The 14125-nt window shown below is 57.8% G+C and carries 13 protein-coding genes; 6 read left to right on the top strand and 7 right to left on the bottom strand.

Annotated features, from left to right (window positions below; genetic code table 11):
• The first annotated feature begins 16 nt into the window (after positions 1–16).
• On the top strand, positions 17–1381 hold the full coding sequence (locus tag ABIT76_11705) for a class I adenylate-forming enzyme family protein (protein MEO7933812.1): 1365 nt from the start codon (positions 17–19) through the stop codon (positions 1379–1381).
• Here the strand turns inward: ABIT76_11705 and ABIT76_11700 are convergent.
• Complete coding sequence (locus ABIT76_11700; protein ID MEO7933811.1) at positions 1361–2149, bottom strand: tRNA threonylcarbamoyladenosine dehydratase; 789 nt, start codon at positions 2147–2149, stop codon at positions 1361–1363. The genes ABIT76_11705 and ABIT76_11700 overlap by 21 nt on opposite strands.
• A 109-nt stretch (positions 2150–2258) precedes the next feature.
• On the opposite strand from ABIT76_11700, the gene ABIT76_11695 reads away from it, so the two are divergent.
• Positions 2259–2588, top strand: coding sequence for a hypothetical protein (locus tag ABIT76_11695; protein MEO7933810.1), 330 nt, complete (start codon positions 2259–2261; stop codon positions 2586–2588).
• 80 nt (positions 2589–2668) lie between these two features.
• Here ABIT76_11695 and rpsT read toward each other — a convergent pair whose 3' ends face one another.
• On the bottom strand, positions 2669–2932 hold the full coding sequence (gene rpsT / locus ABIT76_11690) for a 30S ribosomal protein S20 (protein ID MEO7933809.1): 264 nt from the start codon (positions 2930–2932) through the stop codon (positions 2669–2671).
• Positions 2933–3009: 77 nt separating this feature from the next.
• A complete protein-coding gene (locus ABIT76_11685; GenBank protein ID MEO7933808.1) occupies positions 3010–3612 on the bottom strand; it encodes a hypothetical protein in 603 nt (200 codons plus the stop codon).
• Between the two features lie 42 nt (positions 3613–3654).
• Between ABIT76_11685 and dinB the strand changes: the two genes are divergently transcribed.
• From dinB to ABIT76_11670, 3 genes are all read left to right on the top strand, one after another.
• Positions 3655–4725: a DNA polymerase IV gene (dinB, locus tag ABIT76_11680; GenBank protein MEO7933807.1), complete on the top strand. Its 1071-nt coding sequence runs from the start codon at positions 3655–3657 to the stop codon at positions 4723–4725.
• Positions 4726–4885: 160 nt separating this feature from the next.
• Positions 4886–6859 carry an alpha-1,4-glucan--maltose-1-phosphate maltosyltransferase gene (locus tag ABIT76_11675; GenBank protein MEO7933806.1) on the top strand — a complete coding sequence of 658 codons (1974 nt, stop codon included), beginning with the start codon at positions 4886–4888 and terminating at the stop codon, positions 6857–6859.
• Positions 6856–8127 (top strand): Amuc_1099 family pilus-like system protein, encoded by a 1272-nt coding sequence (locus tag ABIT76_11670; protein ID MEO7933805.1) that lies wholly within the window; start codon positions 6856–6858, stop codon positions 8125–8127. The genes ABIT76_11675 and ABIT76_11670 overlap by 4 nt, the downstream gene beginning before the upstream one ends.
• On the opposite strand, the gene ABIT76_11665 is transcribed toward ABIT76_11670, so the two are convergent.
• Together ABIT76_11665 and ABIT76_11660 are read right to left on the bottom strand one after the other, a co-directional pair.
• Positions 8124–9311, bottom strand: a complete 1188-nt coding sequence (locus ABIT76_11665) for a glycosyltransferase family 4 protein (GenBank protein ID MEO7933804.1) — start codon at positions 9309–9311, stop codon at positions 8124–8126. The genes ABIT76_11670 and ABIT76_11665 overlap by 4 nt on opposite strands.
• 17 nt (positions 9312–9328) lie before the next feature.
• Positions 9329–10330, bottom strand: coding sequence for an aspartate-semialdehyde dehydrogenase (locus ABIT76_11660; GenBank protein MEO7933803.1), 1002 nt, complete (start codon positions 10328–10330; stop codon positions 9329–9331).
• Between the two features lie 94 nt (positions 10331–10424).
• On the opposite strand from ABIT76_11660, the gene ABIT76_11655 reads away from it, so the two are divergent.
• Entirely contained in the window at positions 10425–10877 is a 453-nt protein-coding gene (locus tag ABIT76_11655) for a L,D-transpeptidase (GenBank protein MEO7933802.1), read from the top strand.
• Between the two features lie 59 nt (positions 10878–10936).
• On the opposite strand, the gene ABIT76_11650 is transcribed toward ABIT76_11655, so the two are convergent.
• Together ABIT76_11650 and ABIT76_11645 are read right to left on the bottom strand one after the other, a co-directional pair.
• Positions 10937–12343 carry a PEP-CTERM sorting domain-containing protein gene (locus ABIT76_11650; protein MEO7933801.1) on the bottom strand — a complete coding sequence of 469 codons (1407 nt, stop codon included), beginning with the start codon at positions 12341–12343 and terminating at the stop codon, positions 10937–10939.
• Between the two features lie 207 nt (positions 12344–12550).
• Entirely contained in the window at positions 12551–14062 is a 1512-nt protein-coding gene (locus tag ABIT76_11645) for a PhoH family protein (protein ID MEO7933800.1), read from the bottom strand.
• Between the last annotated feature and the right edge of the window lie 63 nt (positions 14063–14125).

Raw genomic sequence — 14125 nt, 5'->3', positions numbered from 1 at the left:
GGGGAAAATCGCAGCGATGTCATCTCTCACGTTGCTGGAACGCTGGTCGCTCGTTTTGGAGAAAAAGGCGAACCAACCTGCGCTTTTTGCGGCCGATGGAAGTGTTTTGGCGACGTTTGCCGGAATCGAGCGAGAGAGCGGCGTCTGGCAGGAAAAGCTGACCGCGTTTCCGGCAATCGCCGTGATAGGAATCCAACTCGGCAATCATCCCGCGTGGCCGGCGGTGTTGCTGGCGATTTGGAGAAACAATCAGATCGCGCTGCCGCTCGACGCCTCGTTACGCGAGGAGCTAACCCGACAGATTTTGCAAACCGCCGGTGCCAGTGCGCTCTTACTCGACTCAAAAATTTCCAGATTCGAGTTAGAGTCGAATGGGGCTTTTTCCAGCGACACGAGTCTGCTCAAAGTCACCTCGGGAACGACTGGAACTCCGCGCCTGATCGCCTTTACGCTGGCGCAGATTCTGGCCGATTCCGACAACATCTTCGCGACGATGGGACTGCTGGAATCCGATGTTAACTACGGCGCTGTCCCCCTCTCGCACTCCTACGGTTTCAGCAATCTCCTAACACCGCTCCTAACCTTCGGCATACCGCTCGTCATTTCGCAGGACAACCTTCCGCAGGCGATGTTAGCCGGGCTGACTAACACGCGCGCCACCGTGCTCGCGGGCATTCCCGTTCTCTATCAAAGTCTGACACGACTTAACCTTACCTTGCCGCCGACTGTGAGACTTTGCATCACGGCAGGCGCTCCTTTATCCAGCGAAGTTGCCCGGGAATTTCATTCGCAAAATGGGCGCAAGATTCATTCGTTTTATGGCGCGTCGGAATGCGGTGGGATCTGCTACGACGCCAGCCAGGAAGTCGATCTGCCACAGGGTTTCGTCGGTCAGCCGATGAGTGGAGTGGAAGTCGAATTGGAAAACGAAAGGATCGCCGTCCGCAGCGCCGCCGTCGGGCTGGGTTACTTTCCCGCGACTGAAAACGATTCGCTGCTGGAGGGAATTTTCCGTCCATCCGATCTGGTCGAACTAACATCGTGGGGCTTTCGCATCACGGGCCGCGTGTCCGATTTTATTAACATCACGGGCAAGAAACTCGACCCGCAAACCGTGGAGACGATTATCGAAAAAATCCCTGGGGTTTCGCGCGCGATTGTTTGCGGAGTGCCGCACGAACGGCGCGGCGAACTAGCCGTTGCCATTGTGGAAACGAGCCATGTTAGTCGCGAAAAAATCCTAACCATTTGTCGCAACATCCTCGCCCCATGGCAAGTTCCCTCCGATGTCTGGCTGCTGGAACAAATCCCGGTGAATGAGCGTGGAAAAATCAGCCGCCGCGAACTGGCTGCATCCTATCTAACTCGAACGCAAGGTTAGTCGTCTAACCACCTCGCCTGCTGCCGCAAATCCAAACGCACCGGTGACGAAGCACGCCGCGCCAAAACCGCTCGCGCAATCCATGGTTAGATTCGACTCCGGCTCCTTGGTGGCGCAGACATCACCGTTGGCCCAGGGGAACATTTGCGGCTCGGCGGAATAGACGGCGGCGACGCCATAATCGTTCCCTTCGCCCCGGCTCCAGCCGTAGTCGCGCCGGAGTTTTTTGCGCACCTGCTTCAGAAGCAAATCGCCGCCGGTGATGCCGAGGTCGCCGATTTTGATCTGAGTCAGATCGCGCCGTCCGCCCGCCCCGCCGACGGTGAGCACCGGGATCTGGCGCTCAACACATTTTGCAATAATCAGCGCTTTGATCGACATGCGGTCCACGGCGTCGATGACGAATTGAAAATCGCTGGAGAGCAACCGGTCGGCATTGGTTTCGGTGAGAAATTCCAGAATCGAGTTGCACTGCAATCTGGGGTTGATCTTCCTCATTCGCTCGGCGATGACCTCAGCCTTGGATCTGCCGATTTCGCCGTCGAGCGCGGGCAACTGGCGGTTCACATTCGTCACGCAAACGTCGTCGAGATCAATCAAAGTCAGCCCTCCGACACCAGAGCGAACCAGCGCCTCGGCAGTCCAGGAGCCCACGCCACCGACGCCGATGATCGCCACATGCGACGCCGCCAGCGTCTCCAGCGCGGCCTTTCCATAGAGGCGGGCGATGCCTCCGAAACGGTCAAAATCAGGCGTGGGCGGGGTCATCAGCGGAGTTGCAAAGGAATGTGCGACAGGAAATTAGATCGGTCGAGCCGTTTGACAGAGCGATGCCGAGTGCTATTTTTTTCCATCGTTTACTGGGGAAACCGCTCGCATGGAAGTCAATCGTATATTCACGAAAAAAGGGCCGCGCCACTCGTCCATGGTGGCCCCCAAAGTGATCTCTGCTGGCGCTGGTACGAATAACCCATGCGAAAGCGAGGCTAGGGCCAGCCACGAGGCGGTGGAGGTGAGTCTATGTGACGAGGGAATGTGTTTTTCCTCAAAGGTGCGGCACAATATCGGGGCGGTATTGCTGGTGGATTTTGCGCCGGCGGCCTCGGATAACGACGATTCGTTGCGGTCCGAGGCGATCGTGGTGGATTGCCAGCGGTCGGCCTGCGGGACGACTTACGACATTACGGTGATTTTCACGGGAAACTAAAACGCCCCTCGAAGCGAATCGAGGGGCATTTCTAAAACTGGCAACGTCTCAAGGACGCTGCAGGACGTGCGGATGGAAAATCAAGCCAGGGCGACGATGGCCTTGGTGGTGCGGCTTTTCTGGCGGCTGGCGGCGTTCGTGTGAATCGCGCCACGCTTGGCGGCTTTGTCGAGAACGGAGGCGAGCTTGATCGACTCGGCGAGGGCGACGTCTTTCTTGCCACCGGCGATGGCTGCGCGGACGCGTTTTTGTTGATTCTTCACACCGGAAACAATCGCACGATTGCGTTGGGTGCGAACGATGGTTTGACGGGCGCGTTTAGCAGCGGATTTGGTATTGGCCATAAAAAGAGTTTGTGGGACGCGAAGACTAAAACTACTTCGCCGATAGTCAAGCGGGATTTCCCCACATCCGGGAGAAACTACTGCCCGCAATACTTAAAGAGCAGCATCTCCGCCACGCCCTCGCTCTCCCGATAAAACCGCAGCGCTCCGTCCATCTGCTGCAAATCCTCCGCCACAGCGCAGCTCGCCCGGCGGCAATGAATCTGATGCACCCCGAGCGAGCGCCGCTCGAAGGCCACACCCCAGGCTTGCACCCAGGTCGCGCGTTCCGTCTGTTCGCGCAGCAGGTTTTCCAGCGCATCCCTCTCATAAACTTCGTAAAACACATTAGAGTTCGACTCGATTGACGCGTAATTCAGCAGCCGCGAACGCGACATTCCCCCGGTCGGCGGCCGATGAAACGCACAGCGCACCCGGCCCACGCGGATGCGGTCGTCGAATCCCGCGCGCGCATTCCGCAGCGACATCGTATTTACCGTCAGCAACACCGGCCCCACCTCCGCCACGCTGATCGTGATCCAAAAATGATCCCGCATCGCCGGGTTCGGGTTCCGTTCGACTTCCATGCGAATCGGCCGACCCACCACACGCACATTCTGGAAATGCCAGTCGCCGACTCCCGAGTTGGAGTGCAACCCACGGCCCGGATGTTGCACGGAATGCTGGATGAGGGAAGCCACGACCCTATTTACAGCGGAGTTCCATTAATATCCACGTTTCCTGTGCTAACGTCGCTCGTGTCCGTCGCCGAACGCAAAATCATCCACCTCGACATGGACGCCTTCTACGCCTCCATCGAAATCCGCGACCGCCCCGAACTCGCCGGGCTCCCCGTCGCCGTCGGCGGCACCAGCTCCCAGCGCGGCGTCCTCACCACCTGCAACTACGAGGCGCGCAAATACGGCTGCCACTCCGCCATGCCCACGTTTCAGGCCCTGCAAAAATGCCCGCAACTCATCCTCCTCCCCACCCGCTTCGACGTTTACCGGGCCGAGTCCGAGACGATTCGCGCCATCCTCCGCCGCCACACCCCGCTCGTCGAGCCCCTCTCCCTCGACGAAGCCTACCTCGACGTCACCGCGCATAACGGCGATCCCGCCGCGCTCGCCTACGTCATCCGGCGGCAGATCTTTCAAAAAACAAAACTCCCCGCCTCCGCCGGCATCGCGCCCAATAAGCTCCTCGCCAAAATCGCCTCCGACTGGCGCAAACCCAACGGCCAATTCCAAATCCGCCCCGACGACATCCCGGCGTTCATGGACACGCTACCCGTCAAACGCATCTGGGGCATCGGCCGGGTCAGCGCCGACAAACTCGAGAAACTTGGCGTCACCACCTGCGGCCAGCTCCAAGCGTTCAGCCGCATTGAAATGGCCCAGCTCTTCGGCAAATTTGGCCTTGAACTTTACCAGCTCTGCCGCGGCTACGACGAACGCCCCGTCGAACCCCATCGCGAACGCAAATCCCTCAGCACCGAGCGCACTTATTCCATCAACCTCGACACGCTCGACGCCTGTATCGAGCGCCTGCCCGCTCTCTTCGAGGAACTGCAAACCGACCTCGCTTCCAAGAAGGATCTCCCGCCCATCGCCGGCATTTTCCTGAAGCTGAAATTCAGCGACTTCACCCGCACCAGCGTGGATCGCGCCGGACTCGCGCCCGAGTTCCAGTCGTATCTATCCTTGCTCCGGGAAGGTCACGCCCGCACCGGCAAACCCGTCCGCCTGATGGGAGTCGGAGTCCGCTTCCAAGACCCCGACGCCATTCCCCAGATGGAACTGGAACTCGACTGAGCCTGGAAATAGCCAGCCAGTCTCTGGAGGGCGGTTGTCCTCAAATGCCTGAGCGCTGGTAACATGCGGCATAAGGCAGATTCGCCGAACGGCGGCGGAGGGAACTCGGAGCGGCCAGTCGCGCCTTGCCCTGCGTTCTCCTTTTTGATTTCCTTATCTCGTGATCCCGACCACCCGCACCACTGTCGTCATTGAAAATGTCTCGCCGCTGCTCGATGGCGGGCTTTATCCCCTCAAGCGCCTCGTCGGTGATGATCTCACCCTCAGCGCGGATATTTTTCGCGACGGGCACGACATTCTCACCGCCCGCCTGAAGTGGCGGAAACTGGGCGACGCAAATTGGTTTCAAACCGTCATGCGCCCCCTCGTCAATGATCGCTGGGAGGGGACTTGTTCGTTCTTCGAGAACGCGACCTACGAGGTAACGATCGAGGCGTGGACCGATCTTTTTCAGACGTGGCAGCACGAATTTGAGAAAAAATTTCACGGCGGTCTGACGGAGCTGACCAGCGAAATTCTCGAGGGCGCGGCCATCGTCGATGCGGCGTCGAAACAGGCCCGCTCGCCCGCCGACAAGAAGATCCTGAAGCGTTTCTCCGACCGCATCCGGCTCGGTGCGAATGACGAGGTGTTCCGCATTTCCGAGAACACGGAGCTGATCGCGCTGATGACGCATTACCAGGACCGCTCGCTTTCAACCGAGTTGAAGCCTTATGTGAGCGTCGTCGTGGATCGGAAACGCGCGGGTTTTGCGGCGTGGTATGAATTTTTTCCCCGCAACGCCGAGGGTCGCGCCGACCGCGGCTCGACGTTCCGCGATTGTCTGCCGCGCATTGACGATGCGAAAGCGATGGGATTCGACGTGATCTATTTCCCGCCGATTCATCCCATCGGTCTCTCGAATCGCAAGGGCAAAAACAACTCGACGACCTGCGAGCCGGGCGAACCGGGCGTGCCCTACGCCATCGGCAACCGGCATCAGGGTTGTCCAAACGGGGGCGGTCACAAGGATGTCGCGCCGGAGCTGGGAACGCTGGAAGATTTCGATTGGTTAGTCGGCGAGATCGCGAAGAGAGGAATGGAAGTCGCCCTCGACTTCGCGATTAACAGTTCGCCCGATCATCCCTACGTCGCGGAGCATCCAGATTGGTTCTTCAAGCGGCCCGATGGCACGATCAAGTACGCGGAAAATCCGCCGAAGAAATACGAGGATGTTTATCCGCTGAACTTCTATTGCAAGGATTGGAAAAATCTCTGGCAGGAGATGCGCGACATTATTCTTTTCTGGTGCGGCCACGGTGTGAAAACCTTCCGCGTGGACAATCCCCACACCAAGCCCGTGGCGTTCTGGGAGTTTGTCATCAGCGAGGTTAGAACTCAGTATCCCGATACTATTTTCCTAAGCGAGGCCTTTACCAAGCCGAAGATGATGAAGGCGCTGGCGAAGGCGGGCTTCACCCAGGGCTACACCTACTTCACCTGGCGCGTGAGCAAGGCGGAACTCACCGAGTATTTCACCGAGCTGACCCAGACCGATATGAAGGAATGTTTCCGGGCCAACTTGTGGCCGAACACGCCCGACATTCTCCCGCTGCATTTGCAAAATGCGCCGCGCTCGATGTTCAAGATTCGCGCGATATTAGCGGCCACGCTGTCGCCGATCTATGGCATCTACAGCGGCTTCGAGTTATGCGAGAATGAGCCCTATCCTAACAAGGAGGAATATAACTACTCCGAGAAGTATCAGTGGAAGGAACGCGACTGGAACGCGCCGGGAAACATCAAGGATTTGATCACGAGCTTGAACCGAATCCGGCACAAAAACCGCGCGTTTCAGATCTACGCCAACCTGCGTTTCGCACGGATCGAAAACGAACAGCTGCTGGCCTACAGCAAGCGCACGCTGGCCGGTGATAACATTCTCCTAACCATCGTCAACCTCGATCCTAACTATTCGCAGTCGGGCTTCATCGAACTCCCGCTGCGCGAGTGGGGCATCGCCACAAATGAGCCGTTTCTCGCCGAGGATCTTCTCTCCGGCGACCGCTTCACTTGGACGGGTGTGCGGCAGTTTGTGAAGCTGGACCCGGACTCGAAACCGGCGCATATTCTCCGCATTCGCCGACTTGCATGAGACTCCACAAATCCTTCGCGCTAGTTATGGCGCTCGCATTGTTAGCAGGATGCGGACGCGACTCGGGCCACGCGAAATCGGATTTGCTGAAGATGAACTACCAGTTCAACGCGGAGGATTTCGTTCGCGCCGCCCGAGCCGGGGATGAGAAGGCCGTCGGGCTTTTTCTCGACGCCGGAATGGATGTGAACACCGCAACTAACAATGGCTCGACCGCGCTGATCGGAGCCGCCGAAAACAACGCCACCGAGGTGATTAAGTTGTTAGGAAAACAAAACGTAGCCTACGATCAAAAGGACAAGGAAGGCTGGACGCCGCTGATGAAGGCAATCTACGGAAACAAGGTCGATGCGGTGCAGATGCTGGCGGAGAGTTCCAAGGACGATCTGGACCGTGGGTTGTTACTGGCGAGTTTGCTGGGTCACACCGAGTCGGCCCAGACGCTGCTCAAGGCCGGAGCCGAGGTGGATGCAATGAGTCCGGAGGGTCTAACCTCGCTGACCTATGCTAGAAAGTCGGGCAATAAAGCCCTCGAAAAACTCCTGCTCGATGCTGGCGCGGAGCCACAGTCGAATGTAACTCCCGTCTTAACCGCCGCGACTCCCGTGCCGACTCCTAACCTCGCTGGACGCGAGGCGTTGTTGAAGGATCTGAAGGCAATGCGGGCCTCATCCGAGGAGTCGTGGTGGAAGAAGTTCGGGCTCGATCTGAACGATGCTAACATTTTCAAAAAGGACAGCGACAACGACGGCTTTCCTAACAGTGAGGAATTCCTCGCCGACACGAGTCCGATCGATCCATCGTCGCATCCGCCCGCTGCGGCCAAACTCACCTGGAAGGGTTATCATCGCGAGAGCCTGCCGTATTCGTTGGACAAGGTGGAAGAGGACTCTGCGGTTCTGTTAGATAAGAATGGAACTCCGCAAAAAGCGAAGGCGGGCGATGTGGTCGGCGATTGGACTGTAACTCAAGTGCGCGCCCGGAAATCGGTCGATAAGGACGGGCATCCGTATGATGGCAGCGATTTGTTAGTCACAGACAAAGGCGGGCAGAAAATCCGGCTCATTCCGGGGATTCGTCCGCCGGCGAGCGCGTCGTATGCCGAGGTGAAATTGCCGTTTTCCGATGAATCGCAGCACTTACGCGTGGGCGAGGAACTAACATTGCCGAACGATGGCAACCGGCGTTACGTGGTGCTCGATCTGCGCGAGGAGCAGGTCGTGCTGAAGGAAACGAAGACGGGTCAGACGTTTACGATTGGACGTTAGCAAATCTTCCACCACGGCGTGGGGACGACGAATTTGCGAAGCTGACTGACGGTCGCTGTGAGGGAAAATTCCGACTGCGCCCTGGCGAAAGCGGCGGGGCCGAAGACCTGAGTTAGGGTGTTATCTGTGAGGAGGATTTTCAACTTCTCCGCGAACGCAGCCACATCGCCGGGGGAGACGAGGAAGCCAGTTTTTCCATCGTCCACCTGCTCGGGAATGCCCGCGACTCGAGTGGAAACGACTGGAACTCCATGCGCCATCGCCTCGGTAATGACGGTGGGCAAATTATCGCTGTCGCCATCGGACAGAACGACGGCGGCGAGGGCGAAGACTTGGGTTTGGTCGAGGAGCGCGGAGATTTCCGACTGCGATTTCGGACCGGTGAGCGTGACCATTTCGCTCAAGCTCGACTCAGAAATTTGCGCCTGCAATTCGTCTTCCAGCGGCCCGTCGCCGACGATCTGACATTGGAATGGAACTCCGCTCGTTTTCAAAATGACGCAGGCGGCGATGAGGTCGGCGAAACCCTTTTTGGCGATCAGCCGCCCCACGGAAAGAATCAGCGGCGGCGAGCCAGGCCGACGCTCCGGTGGCGTTTCCGGGAGGGCGAGTCCGTTGTAAACGCGATGGATTTTCCTAACCATTGCGGGGTAGGTGTGCTGGAGATGTTTCGCGCTGAAATCGGCGACGGTGATGACGGCGCTGGCCTCGCGAATAAGGCGTCCGAGGTCGATGGTGTGCTCCGTTTTGCAGAAAATATCCTGCGCGTGTCCGGTGAAACTGTAGGTGATGCCGTAGAGTTCCTTCATCAGGCAGGCCGTGCGCGCGGCGAGTCCGGCAAAGTGGACGTGAACATGGCGGATGCCGCGTTTTTGCAGGAGATCCCCGGTCCAGATGGCTTCGTAAAGACGGAGTTTGTCAGGTTCCTTGCCCCAGGCTTCGAGGCGCTGGTTGATCTTTTTTGGAAGTTCGGCAGCAGCGCGACGGCGTTTGATTTCGGCAACGAGAGCGTCGGATTCGGGCGCGTAGATAACGTTGGAACTCGACTGGACATTTTCCTCCGCTGACCGCAGGGAAACGACCGGAGCCCCGACACCCTGTCGCCGCATTTCCTCGACTTCCCGGACGATGAACGTCTGCGTGAACGCCGGATACCGCTCCAGCAGATAGGCAAAGCGGCTCATGGCGATGGAACTCGAATCTACACCAGCAGCTCGGCGATTTGCACGGCGTTGAGCGCGGCGCCTTTCAAGATCTGATCGCCGCTAACCCAGAAGGCGAGGCCGTTGTCCAGCGCACAATCGAGTCGGAGTCGGCCCACTTCGCAATCGTCCTGGCCAGCGGTGAAGATGGGCATTGGATATTTTTGGTTCGCCGGATCGTCGGTGACTTTGAGGCCCGGTGCCTGGCGCAGCGCGGCGTAGGCTTTGTCCAAGGACACCGGGCGCTCAAACTCAGCGCTGATCGCCACGGAATGCGCTCGATAAACCGGCACGCGCACACAGGTGACCGAGGCTTTGAAGCGCGAATGATGCAGGATGCGGCGGCCTTCGTATTGCATTTTCATCTCCTCCTTCGTGTAGCCATCGTCGAGAAAGGAATCGACCTGAGGGAGCGCGTTGAAGGCGATTTGATACGGGTAAACGCTGCGCGGAATCTCAGTGCCTGCCACAATGGCCTTCACCTGCTCCTCGAGCTCGATGATCGCCGCCGCGCCGGTGCCGGAGACGGCCTGATAGCTCGACGCCCAGACGCGCGTGACGCCAAACGCTTCGTGCAGCGGATGCAGCGCCATGAGCGTGACCGCGGTGGTGCAATTTGGGTTGGCAATGATCCCGCGATGCTGCGCGGCGTCGGCTCCGTTGATTTCGGGGATGACCAGCGGGACGTTTGGGTCCATGCGGAAGGCGGAGGAATTATCCACCACGACGGCGTCGGCAGCCACGGCGTGCGGCGCGTATTGTTTCGAGATGCCGCCGCCAGCGGAGAAAAGCGCGATGTCCACTCCGACGAAAGAGTTTTCCGTGAGCTCCTGCACGACGATAGGCTCGCCCTTGAAGGTGAGCGTCTTGCCAGCGGAACGGGCCGAGGCCAGCAGGGTGAGTTTAGCGACGGGGAAATTGCGGCGCTCCAGCACGCGGATCATTTCGATCCCTACGGCTCCGGTTGCGCCCACAATGGCTACATGATAGGACTTGCTCATAAATCGGGTTGCGAAGGTAAAGCTGAAACCGCGCTGCGAAAAGTGGAAACTTGAGGCCTCGCCTGCCGCCGCCAGCCGATGTTAAATTGCCTGCATGGATACGCACATCGAGATCAATCTTCGGCGACAGCGGCTCACGCTCCATCGCAATGGAAGTCCGGTCTTTGCCTGCGCCATTTCATCGTCCTTCGTCGGCACCGGCAGCAAGCCCAATAGCAATCGAACTCCGCTCGGAAATTTCGTCATCGCGGAAAAGATCGGGGCCGGTGCGCCGCTCGGGAGTGTCTTTCGCAGTCGCCAGATCACGGGAGCACTGGCCGATCCGCATTCACCCGACGACCAGATTACCACGCGCATTCTCTGGCTGGACGGCGTTGATCCCGAAAACGCCAACACGCGCAGCCGCTACATTTATCTGCACGGCACCAATCACGAGGATCAACTCGGACTCCCGACCAGCCACGGCTGCATCCGGCTGACAAATACGATGATGGCCGATCTCTTTGCATTAGTGGAAACGGGCACGTCCCTCGACATTGCACCCTAACCGGAAACAAAAAAAGCGGCCACTTTCGCAACCGCCTTTGTTTGAAAAAACTGAGCGATTTAGATGCGAGCCTCAGCACGCTTGCGGCGAGCCATCAGGATCATCAGCCCAGCACCACTCAACAGCATTGCGTAGGTAGAAGGCTCGGGAACCACAGTAATGGAACCCGTGCCGATGAAAAGGCCCGGATTTGTGGTGGCGTTATAGATTCCGGCAGCTTGTGCTGTGGCATCGATTATTAGCGAGGAAACAGTGTCGGTGCCTAGAAAACTCAGATTAACTGTATCTCCTGTTAAGAGGCTCAGCGTAGCGCTGTCGCTGATGTAGTTTTGAGTAGTGCCATTTTGCAGAGTCAACGTCGCACCAGCAATGGTCAACGTGACATTCCCCGCGCCCAAGGCTCCATCGCTATTGGCGATGATCGTGCTACCCGTTACGGTCATCTGGGTGCCTCCCGAATAAGTGTTGGCGTTACTAAGTGTCAGTGTGCTGGAGCCGGTGTATTTCAGTATCGCTGGCCCTGTTCCTCCATCCTGCACCACGCCATTTACGGATACTGCGGAGGTGCCGAGGATCGTAAAAGTTCGGCCTGTCGCAGTGGCTTCTTGAAGGACCAAGTTCCCTCCAATGATAGCCCCGCCCGTATTGCTGACCGTGAGACTGCGGCTATTGGAACCAGAACTGGTGACAGTGCCGTTGAGAGTGAAAGCGTTACTGCCGCTGAGTGTCGTACTGCCTGCGAGAACAATATTATTCGAGAGAGTTCGGCTGGCACCACCAGCTTGTAGTGACGCCGTGCTATTAACAGAAAACGTCCCGCTGCCCAAGCCGCTGTCGTTGCCCACAACTACAACTATACCTGCAGTATCTATGGAGCCGGTTGCAAAGGCATTTCCCCCGTTGAGTTGGATGATTCCGCCGCTCGTTCCCTTCAAGCTCAAATTGGTTCCGCCCGATACAGGGCCATTTACGACTAGCGTGCCTCCGTTCGCTTGGTAAAATATTGATGAGTTGGGAACGACCGCAGGTGCAATCACCAAAGGAGCATCGATCGTGTTTGTGCCAGAAGTAATTTCGGAGCGGATGGCTGCGGCGCTTGAATTGGATGTGCCCCCTGAGCCGGTTGTGCTGTAGCCAGTAAGTGTGAGAACAGCGCTGTTAGTATTAGTCAGATCATATCCAGAGGAGCCAGTGCCGCTAAAATAAAGGCCGGCAATTGAAAGAGACGCGCTAAGATTAGGCTGCACGGTTTCGACCGCATTAAATTGGGCTACATCTCCCAGTCCTGGAGTCGTAGTAGTCCAGTTGGTGGCAGTGTTAAAGTCTATTCCCGCGTTATTCCATGTTCTGGCTGTTGCGTTCATCGTCGAGACAGAAAATTGGCCGCTGACAGCAATAATGCTGGCGAGGATGATTTTAGAGAGAACAGGTTGAGTCGTGCAAATGGTGATGCGGTTGGATTTCATGGAGTCGGTTGGCTTAAATGTTGTTTCCGACCAAGCAGTGAAGATGCCATTAGCCATTCAAGAAAGGCCTACCCCCATGTGGCCATGCAATACAGTTCATTATTCAGTTGATTAAAGTATCGACCGGGCAGACAACGGGGATTTATCTGGAGCTATTTAGCTCACAGTGGCCGATTTGGAAGCCTCTTTATGTATCTCCAACAGGAGTTACATCAGATTCGCGCCGATGTCGGCAAGCGGGCTGCGCTCGCCTTTGGAGAGTGTGACGTGCGCGGTGATGGCTTGGCCTTTCAACCGGTCGCGGGTGAAGACGAGCCCATTGGAATGGCTGTCCACATAGGGATGATCGATCTGCGCCGGGTCGCCGACCATCACGAGCTTCGAGCCGCGCGACATGCGGGTGACGACCGTTTTCGCTTCCAACGGGGTGATTTGCTGCGCCTCGTCGAGAACGAAGAACCGATTCGGAATGGAGCGTCCGCGGATGTAGCAAAGCGCCTCGATTTCCACGAGTCCCTGCTCGATCAACTTCTCGTAGGGCTTCATTTGCGGCATGCCGGCAGAAGATTCGGGGAGTTTTTTGATTTTGCCATTCTTGCCTTCGCCATGGAAGGAGCGCTGGGGCAGGAGAACGTCGAAGGCGTCGTAAATGGATTGCAACCAGGGCCGCATTTTTTCGTCGAGGGTGCCGGGGAGGAAGCCCAGGGTATCGCCCATCGCGACGACCGGGCGGCTGACCGTGATGCCATTATAGATGTTGCCGTAGGTCGCGTAGAGCCCGGCGGCGACGGCCATGAGCGTCTTGCCGGTGCCGGCCTGCCCGTAGCAGGTGACGAGTGAAATCGTGGGATCGAGGAGCGCGTCGAGGAGGCATTGCTGGCCGGCGTTGGCGGGTTTGAGCGTGATGCCTTTGGGGATTTCGAGCCCGGCGGGAATGGTCAGCCGCTTGAAAATGCCGTCGCCGATGTGACGCGCCGGGAGCATTTTGTTGTCATCGACGGCGAGGAGAACGTATTCGTTGAGCAGCAGGTCGCGGGTCCGCTTGTCGGAAATCGTGAGCACGCGGGAGCTGCCAAACCGCTGCAATTCGTGGGCCGCGACCTCGATGGTGGCGAGCTGCGAATCAATGTTCTCGGTCTCGACTTTGTCGTTGAGATAATCCTCGGCTTCCAATCCGATGGCGAGCGCCTTGAGGAGCATGTTGAGGTCTTTGGTGACCAAAATCGTGGGGCTACCATCAAGGCAGCGGCGTTCGATTTCGAGGGCGCTGGCGATGATGCGATTGTCGGTGATGCCGCTCTCGGGAAAGAGCGTTTGGAACCGCTTCAGCTTGGTGTCGGGCTTGTTCGCGACGCGATCATTCACCGCGATGCGAATGCTGCCGCCGTTGGGCATGGTCGCGCCCTTGATGACGGCGGGACGGTTGTGGCCAAAAATTTGGGAAAGCGTGCGATGCACGGTGCGGGCGTTGGCACCTCGCTCGTTTTGCTCGTTCTTAAATTTGTCGAGCTCGGTCAGGACTTCGACGGGAATCCAGACGTGGTTGTCCTCGAAACGATGCAGGCTGTTCGGATCGTGGAGCAGGACGTTGGTATCGAGAACGTAATTCTTGATGCGGCCTGGAGTTTTTTTCGCCCGCTTGGACGAATTTGTAGGCGAGGGAGTGGGAAGCTGCAGATCGCCAGTCTGCCCATCATTGGGACCGGAAGGATATTGCATTGGATAATATCTGCGCCGGAAAACTGACATTCAGATTTCCGGAAGTCTCACGGGTTTGGCCGC

The organism is Chthoniobacterales bacterium, from assembly GCA_039930045.1.
Taxonomy (GTDB): domain Bacteria; phylum Verrucomicrobiota; class Verrucomicrobiia; order Chthoniobacterales; family DASVRZ01; genus DASVRZ01.
Note: the sequence above shows the minus strand (reverse complement) of the source record. Positions and strands in the feature narration are given on the sequence as shown.

Bases quoted from the DNA above. Each gene is read 5' to 3' on its own strand.
- ABIT76_11700 (MEO7933811.1), bottom strand. From the start codon at position 2,149: ATGACCCCGCCCACGCCTGATTTTGACCGTTTCGGAGGCATCGCCCGC.
- ABIT76_11650 (MEO7933801.1), bottom strand. From the start codon at position 12,343: ATGAAATCCAACCGCATCACCATTTGCACGACTCAACCTGTTCTCTCT.
- ABIT76_11665 (MEO7933804.1), bottom strand. From the start codon at position 9,311: ATGAGCCGCTTTGCCTATCTGCTGGAGCGGTATCCGGCGTTCACGCAG.
- ABIT76_11660 (MEO7933803.1), bottom strand. From the start codon at position 10,330: ATGAGCAAGTCCTATCATGTAGCCATTGTGGGCGCAACCGGAGCCGTA.
- ABIT76_11670 (MEO7933805.1), top strand. From the start codon at position 6,856: ATGAGACTCCACAAATCCTTCGCGCTAGTTATGGCGCTCGCATTGTTA.
- ABIT76_11645 (MEO7933800.1), bottom strand. From the start codon at position 14,062: ATGCAATATCCTTCCGGTCCCAATGATGGGCAGACTGGCGATCTGCAG.
- ABIT76_11695 (MEO7933810.1), top strand. From the start codon at position 2,259: ATGGAAGTCAATCGTATATTCACGAAAAAAGGGCCGCGCCACTCGTCC.
- rpsT (MEO7933809.1), bottom strand. From the start codon at position 2,932: ATGGCCAATACCAAATCCGCTGCTAAACGCGCCCGTCAAACCATCGTT.
- ABIT76_11705 (MEO7933812.1), top strand. From the start codon at position 17: ATGTCATCTCTCACGTTGCTGGAACGCTGGTCGCTCGTTTTGGAGAAA.
- ABIT76_11655 (MEO7933802.1), top strand. From the start codon at position 10,425: ATGGATACGCACATCGAGATCAATCTTCGGCGACAGCGGCTCACGCTC.